This window comes from Streptomyces sp. NPDC047982, from assembly GCF_043204165.1.
In the GTDB taxonomy this organism is placed as follows: Bacteria; Actinomycetota; Actinomycetes; order Streptomycetales; family Streptomycetaceae; genus Streptomyces.
The window spans coordinates 57755-74599 of sequence record NZ_JBIDBS010000010.1 but is presented as its reverse complement, the minus strand read 5'-3'; the positions used below and the strand labels follow the sequence as shown (position 1 = coordinate 74599).

The following is a 16845-nucleotide window of genomic DNA, read 5'->3' as shown; positions in this document are numbered from 1 at the left end:
GTGCTCGTCGACTACCTGGAACTTGCCGGAAACGAGATCATCAACTCCGCGCGCGCGGCGACGTACGCACGGGCCCGTGGGGTGCCGGTGCAGTGCGACCCGTGCCCGGACATCCCGGCCGCGGTCGGGGACTTGCCGTACGTCGACCCGGTCACGGACGAGGCGCCGTGGTACGACCCGGCGGTCCCGGAGTCGTCGAACGTCCTCGGCGTCATCGGGCTCGGCGTGGCCGGGTTCAACTCGTCGCCGATCACCCGCGAACCGGTACCGCTCGTCGGGGACGGGGCCGCGCTCGGCCCGGTGCGCCGCCAGCACCGGGAGATCGCGTACACGGTCCTGCTGATCGCCACCGACGAGTGCGCGCTGTCGTACGGGCTGGAGTGGCTGTCGATCGCCCTCCAGGGATCCGCGTGCGGGAGCTGCGCCGGGGACGAGATGTGCGTGTTCGCGTGCTGCCCGGTCGACGGCGACCGCGAGCTGCGGCACCTGTACGACGTGGGCATCCTGGACGGCCCGCAGGTCACCGAGACCCAGTACCTCGGGTCCGGGGCCGTGCTCGCAACGGTCACTTTCACGCTCGTGGCCGGGAAGCCGTGGATCTACCGCGAGCCGCTGGAGACGCTGACGGACTGGGTTCCGCTTGGCACCGGTGACGTGATCGGGCCGGTAGACCCGGATCAGGTGTATGAGCAGTGCATCACCGCGGCGCCGTGCGCCACGGATCCGCTGTGTCCGGAGCCGCCGCTACCGCCTCGCCCGCCGGCGCCGACCTCGCCGTGCTACCCGAGCGGCCTGGGCACATTCCGCCGGTCGCTGGTATCGGTGTCGCCACTGACGCAGTCGGCGTGGCTGGAGACGGTGCCCGTCCTCGAAGTCCGGGCTGGCGCACAGGACATGCGGCGCCTGATCGTACGGTTCTGGACGAACCCGCAGGGCAACCCCTGCGAGGACGTCGCGGATCCGTGCAACGTGTGCACGGACATCAACCTGTCCTACCTGCCGGCCGGGTCGCACCTGAGGATCGACGGCCGGGTGCAGCGCAGCGTCGTCGAGTGCGAGCAGATCCCGTTCGGCACGGCGACGTCGATGCCGATCGTGTACGGGCCGCGGGGCCAGCACTTCACCTGGCCGGTCTTCTCCTGCCCGACCGGGCTGTGCATCGAGATCTGGTCGGACGCCAGCTACACCGCAGGTGACGCGACGGCGCGGGTGCTGCTCGTGCCCCGATCGGATGTGGGGTGACGTCGTGGGAGACCGCTTCGATCTGACCGCGCCGGCTGCGCCGGTCATGCTCGGCGTGCGGCTGGACCAGACTCGGGTGCATCAGCAGGCCGCGTACGACCCGGTTGGGCAGCGTGTCTACGTCACCCAGGTCGTCGCCAACGGGGTGACCTTGCCGGGCGAGTCTGGTCCGCCGCCGACGGGTACGCGGGACAGCCGCGGGGACCTGGCGATCAACCAGCTCAACGTGGACGGCAACCTGCTGGGCGTCATGTACGTGCGGGCCTTCGACCACGGGTCGGGTCTCGGCGTCGAGAACGAGGCCGGCACTCCGTACCTGTGGCTGGCGTACGACGCCCAGATGCAGCCGATCGGCACGGACGCGCACGGGCGCCGGATCGCTCGTCTGCCGTTCCAGCCGGGCAGGGTGATCGATGTCGGCGACCCGTCGGTCGACGTCTTCGACCCGGTCCCGGGCGCCACGAGCATCACCCCGTCGCTGGACGCGGCGAACAACCAGTTCGGTATCGCCTACAGCACCGGGTCCGGCACCCGATATCGGGTATTCGCCCTGTCCGACTGGCGGGCGAAGACCTTCGACCAGCCGCTGTACGAGTTCGCACGCCCCTCCTACCCGGACTTCCAGGGCTGGTGTTTGTTCGGGGACTTCGTCTACCAGTTCCACGGCACCGGCTACAGCGACACCAACCCGCCGGGCGGCGGCGGGAACGCGTGGTTCACGACCATCGACATCCGCACCGGGTCCGTGGTGGCCCGTGTGCACGACGGGCACTTTCTCGACCTGCCCTACCGCGAGCCGGAGTCCATCGGGGTGTGGGCTGGGGACGGGGTGACGCCGCGCCTGGTGTTCGGGTACGCGACCAGCGACACCGCGCCCCGGCTGATGAACCTCTACGCCATCACCGCGGTGATCCCGGAGGCCCTGGAGATCACCGCTCAAATCGTCGCCGAGCCGCAGCCCGGGGTGCAGGTCACCACTGCGGTCGCGGACACGGCGAGCGTGCAGGCGTGGACGGTCTATCGCACCGTCGGCGGCATGGACCAGGTGCTGGCAGCCGGGCAGGGGGCCACGCTCCCGGCGACAGGGGCGTGGTTCGATCCGGCACCGCCGGCCTGTGTGCCGATCGTGTACCGGCTGGTCATCAGCAGGACGACCGGGGCTACGGACGAGGAGGCGGCGGCGCCGGTCACGTTCGTGCCTGAGGGTGGGTGCGGCACGTCGGGCCCGGTGGGGCAGCAGGACACCGAGCTGGGGTGTGCGGCGTCGTACACGGCGGTGGTGCACTGGCGGGGCGGCGCCCAGCCGTTCGTGTCGCTCGACACGCTGACGGCGGTGTCCTGGTCGCGGACGATCAACGACATCAGCGAGGCGTCGGTGACTATCGCGACGGCCGACGTGTCCGCAGACTGCTGCGGGCTGCTCGGCGACGTGGCGCCGTGGGTCCACGAGCTGACGGTCTACCGCGATGGCGAGTTGGTGTGGCAGGGGCCGATCCAGCGCATCGTGATGCGCCGCGCCTCGATCGTGATCGAGGCCGCCGACGTCTTCAGCTGGTTCGACCACCTTGTGAACACCTACCGGGTTACCTACACCTCGGCTGCTGCGGACAATGAGGGGCGGCGCCGGGGCCCGATCACGTACATCGCGGCGAATCACATCCGTCTCAATCTGAGAGCATTCCAGCTCGCGGATCTGGACTACCCGGGCATCCTGCCGTACATCGTCCGCAACGACGCCGGGCTGCCGTCGATCAAGGTCGAAAAGGACGGCTCCAGCAACACGACGGTGTGGACCGAGTACCTCGGCGACATCCTCCGCGAGTGGACAAAGCGCGGCCTGACCTGGACGACCGTCGGCCGGTCACTGGTCCTGCGCGGGCGGCGAAGCCTGACAGGGGCGCGCGCCGCCGCCAGGCTGACGCTCGACCATTTCGCCGGGGACATCGAGGTCATCAAGGACGGCACGCAGGGCGCCACGTACGGGTGGGCTACCAGCCAGCAGGGACAGGACATCACCTCCGGCCGGACCGTGGGCACCGGGAAGACCAAGACCCCATACGGGCGCCTCGACATCCTCGTCCGAATCCAGGAAGAGGACGCGACCGCGGGCGACCTGCTGGAGGCCGCCCGCGACGCGATCGCCGGACGGTACCCGGTCCCGACCGTGATCAACGTGCCGGATAACGCGCAGCTGACCCCGGACGCCCCGGTGACGATCAGGCAGCTCGTACCTGGGGTGAGGATCGATCTGCTGGCCGACGAGCTGTGCACCCCGCTCGCGCAGGGATTCCTCCTGTCCGACGTCGAAGTGTCCTGGGGCCAGGGCGGCGAGGCGGTCGGGATCGCCCTGATCCCGCTCGCGGACGTTGACGAGGAGCTGAGCGGATGACGGCACTGGCGGGGCAGCGTGCGGCTCAGAGGCCCCTGCGGGCTGCGGTGGCTGCCCAGCGGGCGATCGGCCGGTCGGTGACATCGTCCGGCGGGACGTCGGGACGGCTGGCGATGCGGGTGTCGGGCGGCCGGTGGATGGAGCAGGTCATCGACGACGAGGGCCAGGAACACCTGGTGCCGTTCGAGTTCGAGGAGGGTGGCAATGGCTGGTAGGTGCGGGTGCGGCGGCGGAACGTGCAGCTGCGTGCTGGAGGTTGACGCACCGCTCACCAAGGATGGCAACGGCTCGGTGGCGGCGCCGTGGCGGCTCGGCGTCGACAAGGACTCGCTGTTCGGAGACATTGCCGGGGCCGGGCTGACCTACGACAAGGGCACCGACAAACTCCAGGTCTGCTTGTCCCGCGACACGGGCAACTCGCTGCGGTTTGGGGCTGATGGGTGCCTGTACGCGCCCGGCGGGGAGACACCGGTGCCGGACGTGTGCGCGCGCCCGATCGAGTCCCTGCCTGCCGCGCCCAACATCGTCGGCGCCCACGACCTTGCCGGGGCGATGGGCCCGTACAGCTCCCCGTACCAGGTGGATTACTGCCTCGCCGCAGGCGTCGACATCATCCACTTCCACGCCGGCACCTCCTCCGACGGCGTCGGCGTGGTGACCGAGTACGCAGACCACCGGCTGAGCGCCGGCCGGTCGTCGCTGTACCTCACGCAGGACGCGCGGGAGATGTCGTCGGCGACGATCCGCTCGACGTACAACTACGCCGGGGATGTCGACGATCCGCAGGCGTGGAACTGGGGCGACGACGACGTCGACTTGGAAAAGCGGAAGGACAGGCGGGGCGGCTGGTACGGGTGGCTGGCCCAGCGGTATTACCAGCCGCTGACCACCGACTTCATGCGGATGATCGACGGGAAGGCCGTGGCGCTGCTCGACGCGTCGACGGACCCGGCAGCAACCACGGTGCCGGAGGCGGAGGCGATCCTGGGCCCGATGCAGGCGGTGCTGGATCACTGCGCGCAGTCCTGGTCCATGATCGGTGTGCGGGAGCTTCCGAACGCGACGACCGTGGAGAACCGCGGGATCACGGCGATCATGATGCCGCTGCGACCGGCCACGTGGGGCGAGGCGGCACTGCCGTATCCGGTGGCGGATCTGACCGCCGCGGGCGTGGAGTGGATCGCCCTGTACAGCCGGTACGCGGACTCGGTGTTCACCGCGTACAAGAACGCCGGGATCCAGGTGTTGATGCGCGGCACAAGCCGGCAGTCCGACTACACCCGCGTCTCCGCCCTGGGGATCCGCGGGGCTCTGCAGTACGACCCCGTCTACTACCGGGGCCCCGGAACGGTCGCCGGGCTGGGTGGCCGGGATTACCGGTCGGAGTTGGACCCGTGGGAGCACCGCCGCATGGGGACCGGGCAGCTGACCTATCTGACTGATCAGCAGACGATTTCCAACCCGTCCGCGCGCGGCCGCACGGAGGATGCCGAGCAGGGCCTGGTGCTGCCAGCAGGGTGGGGAGGTGGCCGTGACCGGGTATCGGTGCTGTGCGGGTGGGAGTGCCCGATGGCAAATCCGGCAGCTTACCGCATCGGCGTGGATATGCAGTGGGTTTCGCTGGCGTCAGCGAGCGCGGCGAATGCGCGAATGGGGTTGCTGTTCGCGGCGCCGACGGACACGGATTTGTATTCGTGGCCGCAGGGGGACCCGGTTTTGAACCCGTCCGGGATGAGGGCGGCGAAACCGAATGGCTACCGGGCGTTTCAGCGGCAGAACGGTGAGATCGGGATCGGCGTCTTCGCTGCTGATGGCACGTACACAGTGCTGGCGACGCGGGCGACACCTGCTGTCGCGGCTGGTGCGTGGAACAGCTACGAGTTGGTCGTCACTGCGGATCAGATCACGTTCACGCGGACGCTGGGAACAGGGGCCAGGCACACTGTGACGGCTGCGGATTCGACGTGGCGTGGCCCGTATTTCTGGGCGGAGAAGGTCGAGTCGGTGAACGGCTCGGCGAACGGATTCGTCGGCAAGTTCCGCAACGTCTCTTATTCCGCAGGGTAAGGAAGATCAATGGCAACACCTTTGAGTGCGGCGCAGGTCATATCCGCGCTGCGTGCTGAGGGCGTCCGTGTCGTCGAGGTCGGCAACTGGCGTACGCACAACCGAAATTCGAAGGGTGCGTGGGGCCCCGTCAACGGGTCGATCGTGCATCACACGGTGACGAAGGGCACCGCGTCCACTGTGGCCATGGTCCGTGACGGGTACTCGTCGCTGCCCGGTCCGCTCTGCCACGGGATGATCGCGAAGGACGGCCGGGTGCACATGGTCGGTTGGGGCCGGACGAACCACGCGGGGGGCGGTGACTCGCGGGTCCTGGAGCAGGTGATTGCCGAGTCGTACGGTGCGGCGCCGTCGAAGCCCTCGAAGGGCAACGCGAACGGGACCGACGGCAACGCGCGGTTCTACGGCTGGGAGTGCGAGAACCTTGGCGACGGCAAGGACCCCTGGCCCGGGGCGCAGTACGACGCGATCGTCCGCGTCCAGGCCGCGTTGTGCCGGGCGCACGGCTGGTCGGCGAAGTCTGTGATCGGCCACCTGGAGTGGTCGTCGGACAAGGTCGACCCCCGCGGCTTCACCATGCAGCAGCTGCGCACCGACGTGGCCGAGCGCCTCAAGCACCCGGCGAGCTGGAACCCGAACGAGGAGGACCCCATGGCCCTGACCGACGCTGACGTGAAGCGGATCGCGGACGCGGTCGTCGAACGGATCCTGGCCGCCGACCGGTTCGACGCGCCGGCCGATGCCGCGGACTACAGCGACGACCCCAAGTCGCCGCAGCACTACTGGTCGGGCCGGTCGGTCTTCAATGACCTGGTGACCCGGGTGCGGCGGATCGACAAGGTGCTGGCCACGAGGGAGGGGTGATGGCGTCCGTGTTCAGCGGGGCGTTCTGGGTAGCCACCGCTGAGCGCGCCGTACGGACGGCCGCGCAGACTCTCCTCGCTGCCGTGGGGCTCACTGCGGCGGATGTCCTGGACGCGGACTGGGGCCAGGCGTTCGCGCTCGCCGGGGGCGCGGCGCTGCTGGCGGTGCTGACCGCGATCAGTGCGTCCGGGACTGGCGACGGTCCAGGGCTCACCGAGACCGTGAGGGATCGTCGATGACGCCTCAGAGCGGCGACCGGGTAGCGGTCGAACTTGCGGAGATGCGCGGCGAGATCCGGACAGGGTTTGCTGCGCTGAACGGCCGGTTGGACCTGGCGCTCCAGCGGACGGAGCAGATGGAGTCGGACGTCGCCGCGTTGGAGGAGCGGGTGGCGTCTCTGGAGCGCGCCCGGTGGCCGTTGCCGTCCCTTGCCGCGCTGGTCAGCGTGGTCGGTCTCGCCGTGGCTCTGTGGCAGGCTGCCCAGTAGATCAGCCCCCAGAACATTCCGCCCCCTGCCTGGCTTCGGCCGGAGCAGGGGGCGGTTTCGTGTTTTCTGTGACCCCCTTGCCATAATGCCGTACGTACGGCATTATGGAGTCGTCGCCAAGGGAGAAGGGGAACCCGATGAACACCGCCACCGCCGCCGCTACCGCCAAGGTCACCGTCGCCACCATCCGCGGCTGGGCCCGCAACGGCGTCGTTGCCGCGACCAAGGTCGCCGGCCGGTGGGTCATCGACACCGCCTCCCTTGCCCGCCGCATCGCCATCGGTGCCATGAAGAAGCCTGCCAAGAAGCTGATCGCGTTCACCATCGACACGATGACCGCCATCGGCGGCCAGCGCTGGCAGAAGAACGGCATGGACCGCGTCTACCTCAACGGCTTCCAGGCCGTCCCCGGCCTGGAGCTGGACCACTACAAGTCCGGCAGCATCAGCTACGCCAGCCTCGACGGAGACAAGGTCTCCAACGCCGAGGGGGGTCGCCTCGCCACCGCCGTCGACAAGGTCTACTTCGACGCCGCCGACGGACGCGTCCACATCAAGTGGGGCTGGGGTAACCCGCGCTCCCTCACCCGCGACGCCATCGCCGACCGCATCTTCACCGCGGTCCGCACCGCAATCGCCGCCCTCTGACAAACCCTCATCACCTCCCGAAGGAGAAACCGTCCTCATGACCACGACGACCAGCTACGGCACCTGGAGCAACCGCATCAACACCTTCAGCACCGGCCCCGATGCTGATGTCCTCGACTACATCGGCGGCGGCGACGCCGACTGGCGGGAACTCCTGGAGGTATCCGGCGCCTTGGCCGAGATCACGAAGGCGTACCGGGACGCGATCGAGGGAGCGCTGCCCGCGGGCGTGTCCCTGTGCGGTGAGGAGTTCATCGGGCCCGCGTACCCGGACGGCGGCGAGTTCGACGGTTACCCGGTCGATGAGGACGGCCGCCTTGACATCGCCGCGTGTGTCGAGGACATCGACCTCGCCCAGATTGTCGAGTGGCACGACCCGCTGACGCTGGAGGACATCGCCCGTGACGAGCTGAAGTCCACGGCGAAGGAGCCGACCAAGGCCGCCTCCCGCACCATGTCCCGCCTCGGTGTGAAAGCCTTTTACTACGGACCGAACCCGGAGTCGGGACGCCTGCAGTCCTACTTCCGCGCCGGCGAGGTTCGGGAGGCCCTGGCCAAGCGCCCCGGGAAGGGCAACCGCACCGAGAGGACCACGGCGTGACGGTCCGGCCCACGCAGCTTCCTCGGTTGCGACGTCAGACGCTGCGCCACCTCCACGACCCGGAATCGCCTCTGCGGGCCAAAACGAACTCCGGAACGGCGCCGGGGCTGGACGCTCTGGCATCCCACCTGGAGGTCGCTGACCTTTTCTGGGTCGGGCAGGACATGACGGCCCTGGCCATGCACTCCGGTGAACAGCTGGCAGCCGCGCGGTGGGCGACGGCGGACCGGCCGTCGCCGTGCGGGCTGCTGTACTGGGACGAGGGCGTCGGACACGTCGACGCCAACGGGGTACGGATCCCGGTCGAGGCATGTGCGTGGGGACCGTTCGAGGGCGGGTTGCTGCTCTGGTTGTTGATGTCCCGGAACCGGCTTGCTGCCGAGGTCGCCCGGATCGGCCGGTACGAGGTTGCGGAGGATGAGGTCCCGCCGCTGATTCCGGTCTGCGCGGCAACCCTTCCCGTCACGAGCGAGCCGGTGTCCCTGGCCGAAGTCGACCCGCAGCTCCCGCAACCGGTCGTCGCGGCCCTGGCGGCAGCGTGGCTGTTGATGCAGCAACCCCAGCTGATCGACCGGACGCGGGAGCGGGCGGACAAGCCCACCGTCAGGGCCTACGCCCGTGATGGCCTTCCCATGCCTGAGGTGACGACCGTGGACCTGCGCCGCCAGTACACCCCGCAAGACCGTGATCCGGATGCGGGCACGGACCAGCGCACGTACCGGAACCGGTGGATCGTCTCCGGGCACTGGCGGAACCAGGCGCACGGGCCGGGGCGGTCGCTGCGCCGGCAGACGTGGGTGCCCGCGCACATGAAAGGCCCGGACGGCGCTCCGCTGCTGTCGACGGAGAAGGTGAATGTTTGGCGGCGATGACCCTGTCGATACAGATGCGCCCGCGACCAGCTCTCCATACACCTACGACCAACTGCCTACGTAGCCCGGGCCCTCCAGCTTGACGGTGAGCTAAGCTGGCACAGCTCCCGGCACGGGGGTGGGTCGCAGAGACTTCTACGGCGCATCGTTCGTTCCCGGGGTTTGGCCCCTTGCTCCGGGGCCAGACGCAAGCCGTCGGTATCGGTGCCGCTAACACCGACGCCAGTTTCGTGACGGTTTGTGGTGTGATCGAGCGCTGAGGGGCGCCCTCCAGCGATCAGCTGGGGGGCGCTTTGTGTTTTCTAGCCTCGACGGCGCCGCCCCCACGCAGCGGGAGGGGGCGGTTCCGTGCGTCCGGGCTCAGCCGCCGTCCTCATCCGGGTGCCGTACGAGCCGCTTCAGCGCGGCCTCGACCTCGTACCGGGACTGCCCCGTCGCCTCGGCGTGGGCGGTGATCGCCGTTTGCACCGCCTGCGCGGTCTCGACCGTCAGGCGGTGCTCCTGCTGCTCGGCCCACGCCGCTTCTTCGAGTGCGATCAGTTCGTCAGGAAGCTCGATTGCCACGCTCGGATCGTACGACCACGCCTCGCCTCCCAGGCTGAGCGGTCGCCAGTGTCGGCCCTCTACCTGTACCTCGTAGGCTCATCCTGATGAAAACGATCGTGTTCGACATCGGCGAGACCCTCACCTGCGACGACCGCTACTGGGCTTCCTGGGCCGACTGGCTGGATGTCCCGAGACATACCGTGTCAGCGCTCGTCGGTGCCGTCACCGCCCAGGGTCTCGACAACGCCGAAGCCCTCCACCTCCTGAGGCCGGGCATCGACATCGCGGCCGAGTACGCCGCGCGGGAGGCTGCTGGCCGCGGCGAGCACCTCGACGACACCGACCTGTACGACGACGTGCGTCCCGCGCTCGCCGCGCTGCAGCGCCTTGGCGTACGGGTCGTCATCGCGGGCAACCAAACCGTGAAGGCCGGAGCCCTGCTCCGCGGCCTGGACCTGCCGGCTGACTTCATCGCCACCTCCGGAGAATGGGGGTGCGCCAAGCCGTCGCCCGAGTTCTTCGCCCGGGTCCTCGACGCTTCCGGGGCCCTGGCGTGGGAAACCCTCTACGTCGGTGACCACCCCATGAACGACACCTTCCCCGCCCGCGCGGCCGGGCTACGCACGGCGCATCTTCGCCGCGGGCCGTGGGGGCACCTCTGGGCAGATGACCCGCAGGTGCAGGAGGCCGCGGACTGGGTGATCGACTCGCTCACGGACTTGACCACGATCGTCAACGAGTAGACCGATCCCGCACTCGTAGAGTGACGGTCCGGGTACGGTCGGGTCATGTCCACCGACTCCCCGCGCGAGGTCGGTGAGCGCATCGCCGCCCGCCGCCGCGCGCGCCGCCTCACCCAGACCGGCCTCGCCTCAGCAGCACACGTCTCCTACGCCACCGTTCGCGCTGTCGAGCGCGGGGCGCGGCGCCCCAGCGATGAGGTACTCGAAGCGATCGCTGCCGCGCTTGAGGTGGACGCCACGCAGCTGCGCACGGGATACGTCGGCACCGAGCGGCGCGTACACCAGGCGCTGCCCGCACTGTCTGCGGTGATCGCCGGGTACGACATCCCGCAGGGGCCCCCTGCCCGAGACCCGGCCGAACTGGCCGCCGCGGTCGACGAGGTGGTTGCCTGGCGGCTCGGGGCGCAGTACGGCCGGATCGCTGCGGAGATCCCCGCCCTGCTGCGCGACATCATCAGGCACGTCCACACCGCACGGGCCGCCGAGCAGCAGACAGCGGCCCGGATGCTGGTCGCGGCCGCGCGCGCCGCTGACGCGATCGCCTTCAAGTACAGGGCGCACGACCTCTCCGCCCGGCTGATCGACCTGATGCGGTGGGCAGCCGATCGAACCGCCGACCCCCTCGTCCAGGCCGCCACGGCATACGTCCGGACCGAAGTTTTCTTCGCCGCCCGCGCCCATGCCGCCGGGCTCGCCGCGCTGGAGCAGGCCCTCGATGCGGCCCCGGCGCCGTCGTCCCGCTCGGCCGCAGCTGCGCGCGGCGCCCTCCACATGCGGGCGGCCGTGATCGCTGGCCGGGGTGGCGACGTGGACGGTGCCGACACCCATCTGACGCACGCCCGGCGGCTTGGCGACCAGGTCGCGCGTGAGGGCGTCTACCTGGGCACCACCTTCGGCCCGGACTCGGTCCGCATTCATGAGGTGTCCGTCGCCGTCAGTCTCGGGCCGGACCATGTCGACCGTGCGCTGCGCGTGGCCACGGAGTGGAAGCCGCCCGCCGGTCTCCCGGCCGAGCGCCGCTCCGGCTTCTACATCGAGCTGGCCCGCGCCCAGGACTGGTCCGGGCTCCAGGCCGACGCGTTCGAAAGTCTCAAGGTCGCTCGCGCAGCGGCCCCACAGCACACCCGCGAGCACCCGTGGGCGCGCGAAGTCGCCAGCAGTCTCCGGCGGTTCCACCGCGCCGACGCCGAGTCCCTGTCGCACTTTGCGCACTGGATCGGCGCCGTCTGACCGACTGCTACAAGCAGTAGCAGTTGCGCCCCTTCCCAGAAGCCACCCTCTACCTGTCCGCACCACACAGGTAGAGGAGGGGACATGACCACACCTGTGCTCGCAGCAGGGCAAGTGAGTATTGCTCGGCTCCACGGCGCCGCCTGCTGGCACTGCGGCGCCGTTACTCGGCGGCTCGCACCGGCCGGAGTTGTCGTCTTGCCCGGGCAGACACGGCGCTGGCCGATCGTCTCGTGCGGGTGCTCGCCCCGGCGGCCGACATGCCAATGACGCGACGTACTTGGCAAGGGCCAGTGATCGAGCTGCCCCACCGCGACCTGCCCGCGGAGCCCGACCCGGTCGAGGGGTGCGATGTCTGCTCCGCCCTGGCCAACCAGCGGGCGGCGGCCCAGGGGGCAGGCGACGCATCGCGGGTGGCGGACTGCAACGTGGAGATGCGCAGACACCCGCACCCGAATAGGCGGAGGAAGCGGTGAGAGATAGGGCAGCGACTGAGACGGCCGACTGGTGCGACTGGCACCGCGGACCGTCCGGCACCGCGGTGCTGGTCGACATCGTTGAGCAGGGCTCGGGCCCAGGCCATGCCCGGTATGCGTGCGCTCCGTGCCGGGAGCAGCGCGGCCTCCGCCCGTATGGCGACAAGCCGTGACCGCGCCCGCGGCAGCCGCCCTGGAAAGCCTCGCACCGGCGTGCCGGATCGGCGAGCACACGGAGTGCCCTGGGCCGGGTGTCACCCGCCGGCCGGGGGCCCCGAAGTGGGAGGTGCCGATCGAGACTCGATGGTGCACCTGTCTCTGCCACCGCACCGGCCCGCCCTGAGAGTAGGCCGCACCTCTGCGGTTCTTCGCGCCGGTATGGCGCCCCTGATCCGCCCCGGCTGGCCGCCCCCCGTCGGCCGGCCGGGGCCCTACTCCCGGACCAGGTCGGCCAGCGGGACCCCGATCGCGTCGGCGATGCGGATCAGCGTGTCGATGAGCGCGGCTCGGTGGCCCTGCTCGATCTCGCTGTAGGTCGCGATCCGGATTTCGGCTCGTAGGGCGACTGCTTCTTGGGTGAGGTTCGCGTGCAGTCGGGCGGTGCGCAGGTGATCGCCAATGGCCCGGCGTCTGGCGAGGACGCGCTCGGGAGGCATCGGCTGGTGGTGCACTCGCCCACGTTCGCCGGACCAAGATCGTTTGTCTTTACGGTCAACCGCAAAATGGTTGATCTTGCTTGCCCGGGGGTATCACCCTCGCTCCTACTCGCGCACCGACGTTCGCGTGTCCGTCGGATTGCGCCGAATGACGCCACGACTTGGTCAGGCGTCCCGCCCCGCACCCGTATTCGGGTGCGGGGCGGCTACCGTTTGGAACGCGGAAGACCCCCACCGATCTGTGCGGTGGGGGTCTTCTTGCTCTGCGGCCCCGGCCTCCCCGCCGGGGACTCGCAGGTTGTGGAAGGCGCGTGTCAGGCGCGTGTGGGGAGACACTCCTGCCCCTCCTGCCCCCGTACTTTACGCGGTCAAGGGGCCCCACCCACCCCCTCTTTCGGGTGAGCGAGAAACATGATCGCGTGGGGATGTGGACTCCATGTGGATTCTGAGCAGCCGAGAGGCCCCCCGTTCGAACGAACGGAGGGCCTCTCATGTGCTCTGACCTGCTGCGCGGTCTGTGCCCCCGGCAGGATTCGAACCTGCGACACCCGCTTTAGGAGAGCGGTGCTCTATCCCCTGAGCTACGAAGGCGGGGGCTTGTAGGAAACCTTGGGGAAAACCCAGCGAGTGGATCTTCAACGAGGCGTACAAGCCCGCTGGTCAGGCGTGGCGTGGCACTCGCTGCGACCATACCCAGGCCGACAGTGCGGTCTACCAACGGCTGACCAGGGATAGCGTAGCGGATGCGCGTCGCTCAGGGGCTTCTACGTCCGGGGTACTGCGCAAGAACGAATGCAGCAGGGCCCTGGCCTGCCGCTTTTCTGTGTGCTCGGGCCGGTAGGGCGGAGGGGGCGCGTGATTAAGGCAGGTGGTTTGTCCGTTACAGCTCGCATGTCGCTTATGGGTGATTCGCGCGCTAGATCTTGAAGTGCCGAGCGCACTCCGCGTGCCCGTGGGGGATGGGGTACGCGGGCCAGGACGGCTTGTCGCTCACGTGCGAGTCCCGAGGACCCCGAGGACCTGGCCCAGACCGATGCCAGTCGCAGCCGCTTACGCAGCAGCCGGCTGAGAGACGACGGCTTCCCTGTTGGCCTGCCGGGCGGCCCTGCCGGACCTCGGTCGTGTGACCCCGGCCGTGCGGGGCGGGCAGAGGGCCGACTCTGCACGTGCGGAGAAGCCGCGTTCCAAGGTGGTTCGGGAAGTACGGTCATCCCGTGAGCGTCCGCGGCCACCGACAGCCGGGCCTTCGTGAGCGAGGTCGGCAGCGGGCAGAAGACCGAATGAGCCCAGCGCGAGGCCGAAACGGAACGCGTCGAGCACATAGTCGCCGCGCTCGTCACTGCCCGATCGCGGAGGGGATCATAGGGCAGCTCAGGAGCGCCCAACGTCAGCGCAACGAGGACGTGCCCCGGGCGGCCACGCACCGCTGCCGTGGAAGAGCTCCGGCCGTGGAAGCCGGTGTCGTCCCGGCCTCGCCGGGCTGCCGAGCCGCCACACCCACGTCAGGGAGAGCTCTTCCGGTTTGGGTGAAGCCGGTGCTCAAGCCTCTCATCGGCGCTCTGGCGCTTCCGGGCCCGGTGACAGCCCCCGGACGTGGCCATGTCTCACGCACCGCATCGGACCGGATGGCCCCGGCATCGAGGTGTGATGAACCGGGTTCGGGCCGAGGATGGACGGCATGGGGTGCTCATGAAGCATTTCTCCGCAGCGGGGTCGGCAGCCGTCGTTTCCGCGCGACTGGGGTCGGCTCTTCTCGGCGTCACGGCAGCTGCGCTGGCGGCTGGCGGCGTGGCCTGGATCACCGGTGCGGGCAGCCTCGCGGACCTGTTCTGGGGTCTGGGGACCGTGTTCGCCGTCGTCCCGGCGGTGGGGTGGGTCGTGGCCGCGTTGCGGCGGGGGCATGCGGGCGTGGACCTGATCGCCGTTCTGGCCCTCGGCGGCACCCTGGCCGTGCGCGAGTACCTGGCCGGTTCGTTGATCGCCCTGATGCTGGCCACCGGCCGCACTCTCGAAGCCGCCGCTCAACGGCGCGCCTCCCATGATGTACGGGCCCTTCTGGAACGTGCGCCGCGCACAGCCCGGCGCCTCACGGACGCCGGGGTGCGCACGGTGCCGCTTGCCGAGGTGGGAGCCGGTGACCTGCTCGTGGTGGGCCCGGGAGAAGTAGTACCCGTCGACGGCCGTGTGGAGAGTGCCGTCGCCGTGTTGGACGAGTCGGTGCTCACGGGGGAGCCGCTGCAGGCCGAGCACGCGCAGGGGGAAGCGGTGCGCAGCGGTGTGGTCAACGCGGGCGGCGCCTTCGACCTGCGGGCCACTGCCACCGAGCAGGACAGTACCTATGCCGGGATCGTGAGGCTGGCGCGGCAAGCCGGCGCGGAATCCGCTCCCGTGGTCCGCCTGGCGGACCGGTACGCGGCGTGGTTCCTTCCCTTGTCGCTCGCGGTGGCGGGCCTGGCCTGGCTCCTGAGCGGTTCCCCGGTACGGGCGGTCGCGGTCCTGGTGGTCGCCACGCCGTGCCCGCTGCTGCTGGCCGCGCCGGTGGCGATTGTCTCCGGGCTGTCCCGCGCGTCCCATCTCGGTGTGGTGATTCGTGACGGCGGCGCGCTGGAGAACCTCGGCCGAGCCCGTACGCTGCTGCTGGACAAGACCGGCACGCTTACGGGCGGCCGTCCTTGCGTCCTCGACGTCGCCGCCGCACCAGGGTGGAAACCGGCGCAGGTGCTGCGCGTGGCGGCGTCGGTCGACCAGTACTCGCCGCACGTGCTGGCCCGCGCCATCGTCGACGGGGCTCGGGAACGGGGGCTGGATCTGTCGGTGCCGTCGAACGTCACCGAGGAGCCTGGCCGGGGAGCCGCAGGCATCGTGGACGGGCACCGGGTGTCCGTCGGCCGGATCGGCGCCTCGGACGCCATGTCGTCCTGGGCCCGGGCGGCGGACAACCGTGCGCTGCTCGACGGCGCGGCCGTCGCCTGGCTGACCGTCGATGGGCATCTGGCGGGCGCGGTCCTTCTGCGTGACCCGATCCGCACGGACGCCCCCAGAACCCTACGCCACCTGCGCACGGCGGGGATCGAGCGGATCATGATGCTCACGGGTGACCGCGCCGAACCCGCCCATGAGGTGGCTGCGGTCCTCGGCCTCGACGGTGTTCGGGCCGAACTCGCCCCCGCGGACAAGGTCGCTGCGGTTCGCGTCGAGCGTGACCGCGCCGTCACCGTCATGGTCGGTGACGGCGTCAACGACGCCCCCGCCCTCGCCGCGGCGGATGTAGGGGTGGCCATGGGGGCCCATGGTTCCACCGCCTCCTCAGAAGCCGCCGACATCGTCCTGACCACAGACCGCGTGGACCGCCTCGCCGATGCGGTGGTCATCGCCAAACGCGCCCGGCACATCGCGGTGCAGAGCGCGCTGGGCGGCATGCTGATGTCGCTGGCGGCCATGGCCGCCGCTGCTGTTGGTCTCCTCCCGCCCGCCGCCGGCGCCCTGCTCCAGGAGGGCATCGACGTCGCAGTCATCCTCAACGCCCTGCGGGCGCTGCGCGTCGACCGCGAGATACGTCCGGCGCTCACTCCCACCGCCGAAGCGCTCATCCGCCGCTTCGCCGCCGAGCACGACGATCTGCAGGACGTCCTCGAAGCGGTACGCGCCGCCGCAGACCGGCTCTCCGACACCCCGGGCCCCGAGGCCATGGAAGCCGTCGAGGAAACCCACCGGCTGCTGACCCAACGGCTCCTGCCCCACGAGCACGCCGAGGAGCACCAGCTCTACCCCGCGCTCGCCCCCACGCTCGGCGGCCCCGAGGCCACCGCCACCATGAGCCGCGCCCATACCGAGATCGAACGCCTCTCCCGCCGCATCGCCACCCATCTGCACCTGGCCCGATCCCGCGGCAGCCTGGACACCGATCAACTCGACGACCTGCGTTCTTGTCTCTACGGACTGCATACCGTTCTGCGACTGCACTTCTCTCAGGAGGAGGAGAACTACTTCTCCCTGGCCCCATGAGGCCCGTTGATCACCCCTGA

16 protein-coding genes and 1 tRNA gene are annotated in these 16845 nt (G+C 69.9%); 14 read left to right on the top strand and 3 right to left on the bottom strand.

Annotation, left to right across the window (positions count from 1 at the left end; all coding sequences use genetic code 11):
- From ACGF2V_RS14755 to ACGF2V_RS14710, 10 genes are all read left to right on the top strand, one after another.
- Nucleotides 1-1242, top strand: coding sequence for a hypothetical protein (locus tag ACGF2V_RS14755; RefSeq protein WP_362706194.1), 1242 nt, complete (start codon nt 1-3; stop codon nt 1240-1242).
- 4 nt (nt 1243-1246) lie between these two features.
- The gene (locus ACGF2V_RS14750; protein WP_362706196.1) at nt 1247-3631 is read left to right on the top strand and encodes a hypothetical protein; all 2385 of its coding nucleotides are present in this window, start codon (nt 1247-1249) and stop codon (nt 3629-3631) included.
- Nucleotides 3628-3846 (top strand): hypothetical protein, encoded by a 219-nt coding sequence (locus tag ACGF2V_RS14745; protein WP_362706199.1) that lies wholly within the window; start codon nt 3628-3630, stop codon nt 3844-3846. The genes ACGF2V_RS14750 and ACGF2V_RS14745 overlap by 4 nt, the downstream gene beginning before the upstream one ends.
- Before the next feature lie 31 nt (nt 3847-3877).
- Entirely contained in the window at nt 3878-5698 is a 1821-nt protein-coding gene (locus tag ACGF2V_RS14740) for a hypothetical protein (RefSeq protein ID WP_362706201.1), read from the top strand.
- Between the two features lie 9 nt (nt 5699-5707).
- Nucleotides 5708-6562: an N-acetylmuramoyl-L-alanine amidase gene (locus tag ACGF2V_RS14735; protein WP_362706204.1), complete on the top strand. Its 855-nt coding sequence runs from the start codon at nt 5708-5710 to the stop codon at nt 6560-6562.
- Nucleotides 6562-6801, top strand: a complete 240-nt coding sequence (locus ACGF2V_RS14730) for a holin (protein ID WP_362706206.1) — start codon at nt 6562-6564, stop codon at nt 6799-6801. The genes ACGF2V_RS14735 and ACGF2V_RS14730 overlap by 1 nt, the downstream gene beginning before the upstream one ends.
- On the top strand, nt 6798-7049 hold the full coding sequence (locus ACGF2V_RS14725) for a hypothetical protein (protein WP_362706209.1): 252 nt from the start codon (nt 6798-6800) through the stop codon (nt 7047-7049). Before ACGF2V_RS14730 ends, ACGF2V_RS14725 begins: the two co-directional genes overlap by 4 nt.
- A gap of 137 nt (nt 7050-7186) precedes the next feature.
- Complete coding sequence (locus ACGF2V_RS14720; protein ID WP_362706212.1) at nt 7187-7696, top strand: hypothetical protein; 510 nt, start codon at nt 7187-7189, stop codon at nt 7694-7696.
- Between the two features lie 37 nt (nt 7697-7733).
- Entirely contained in the window at nt 7734-8297 is a 564-nt protein-coding gene (locus tag ACGF2V_RS14715; RefSeq protein ID WP_362706215.1) for a hypothetical protein, read from the top strand.
- Nucleotides 8298-8323: 26 nt separating this feature from the next.
- A complete protein-coding gene (locus ACGF2V_RS14710) occupies nt 8324-9169 on the top strand; it encodes a hypothetical protein (RefSeq protein ID WP_362706218.1) in 846 nt (281 codons plus the stop codon).
- A gap of 360 nt (nt 9170-9529) precedes the next feature.
- Here the strand turns inward: ACGF2V_RS14710 and ACGF2V_RS14705 are convergent, their stop codons facing one another.
- A complete protein-coding gene (locus tag ACGF2V_RS14705; protein WP_362706221.1) occupies nt 9530-9733 on the bottom strand; it encodes a hypothetical protein in 204 nt (67 codons plus the stop codon).
- An 86-nt stretch (nt 9734-9819) separates the two neighbouring features.
- On the opposite strand from ACGF2V_RS14705, the gene ACGF2V_RS14700 reads away from it, so the two are divergent.
- The 3 genes from ACGF2V_RS14700 to ACGF2V_RS14690 all read left to right on the top strand — a co-directional run bounded on the left by ACGF2V_RS14700 (nt 9820) and on the right by ACGF2V_RS14690 (nt 12164).
- Nucleotides 9820-10458 (top strand): HAD family hydrolase, encoded by a 639-nt coding sequence (locus tag ACGF2V_RS14700; protein ID WP_362706223.1) that lies wholly within the window; start codon nt 9820-9822, stop codon nt 10456-10458.
- 45 nt (nt 10459-10503) lie between these two features.
- Nucleotides 10504-11688: a helix-turn-helix transcriptional regulator gene (locus tag ACGF2V_RS14695; protein WP_362706226.1), complete on the top strand. Its 1185-nt coding sequence runs from the start codon at nt 10504-10506 to the stop codon at nt 11686-11688.
- A 293-nt stretch (nt 11689-11981) separates the two neighbouring features.
- Nucleotides 11982-12164, top strand: coding sequence for a hypothetical protein (locus ACGF2V_RS14690; protein ID WP_392912152.1), 183 nt, complete (start codon nt 11982-11984; stop codon nt 12162-12164).
- Between the two features lie 431 nt (nt 12165-12595).
- Here the strand turns inward: ACGF2V_RS14690 and ACGF2V_RS14685 are convergent, their stop codons facing one another.
- Nucleotides 12596-12820 (bottom strand): helix-turn-helix transcriptional regulator, encoded by a 225-nt coding sequence (locus ACGF2V_RS14685; RefSeq protein ID WP_362706231.1) that lies wholly within the window; start codon nt 12818-12820, stop codon nt 12596-12598.
- A gap of 518 nt (nt 12821-13338) precedes the next feature.
- Nucleotides 13339-13411 (bottom strand) — tRNA-Arg (locus ACGF2V_RS14680).
- A 1098-nt stretch (nt 13412-14509) separates the two neighbouring features.
- Here ACGF2V_RS14680 and ACGF2V_RS14675 point away from each other — a divergent pair.
- Nucleotides 14510-16825 (top strand): heavy metal translocating P-type ATPase, encoded by a 2316-nt coding sequence (locus ACGF2V_RS14675; RefSeq protein WP_362626298.1) that lies wholly within the window; start codon nt 14510-14512, stop codon nt 16823-16825.
- The last annotated feature ends 20 nt before the right edge of the window (nt 16826-16845 follow it).

What these genes read in the sequence shown, in the direction of transcription:
- ACGF2V_RS14685 (WP_362706231.1), bottom strand. Translation starts at nt 12,820, where the DNA reads ATGCCTCCCGAGCGCGTCCTCGCCAGACGCCGGGCCATTGGCGATCAC.
- ACGF2V_RS14730 (WP_362706206.1), top strand. Translation starts at nt 6,562, where the DNA reads ATGGCGTCCGTGTTCAGCGGGGCGTTCTGGGTAGCCACCGCTGAGCGC.
- ACGF2V_RS14725 (WP_362706209.1), top strand. Translation starts at nt 6,798, where the DNA reads ATGACGCCTCAGAGCGGCGACCGGGTAGCGGTCGAACTTGCGGAGATG.
- ACGF2V_RS14695 (WP_362706226.1), top strand. Translation starts at nt 10,504, where the DNA reads ATGTCCACCGACTCCCCGCGCGAGGTCGGTGAGCGCATCGCCGCCCGC.
- ACGF2V_RS14745 (WP_362706199.1), top strand. Translation starts at nt 3,628, where the DNA reads ATGACGGCACTGGCGGGGCAGCGTGCGGCTCAGAGGCCCCTGCGGGCT.
- ACGF2V_RS14715 (WP_362706215.1), top strand. Translation starts at nt 7,734, where the DNA reads ATGACCACGACGACCAGCTACGGCACCTGGAGCAACCGCATCAACACC.
- ACGF2V_RS14720 (WP_362706212.1), top strand. Translation starts at nt 7,187, where the DNA reads ATGAACACCGCCACCGCCGCCGCTACCGCCAAGGTCACCGTCGCCACC.
- ACGF2V_RS14735 (WP_362706204.1), top strand. Translation starts at nt 5,708, where the DNA reads ATGGCAACACCTTTGAGTGCGGCGCAGGTCATATCCGCGCTGCGTGCT.
- ACGF2V_RS14700 (WP_362706223.1), top strand. Translation starts at nt 9,820, where the DNA reads ATGAAAACGATCGTGTTCGACATCGGCGAGACCCTCACCTGCGACGAC.
- ACGF2V_RS14675 (WP_362626298.1), top strand. Translation starts at nt 14,510, where the DNA reads ATGAAGCATTTCTCCGCAGCGGGGTCGGCAGCCGTCGTTTCCGCGCGA.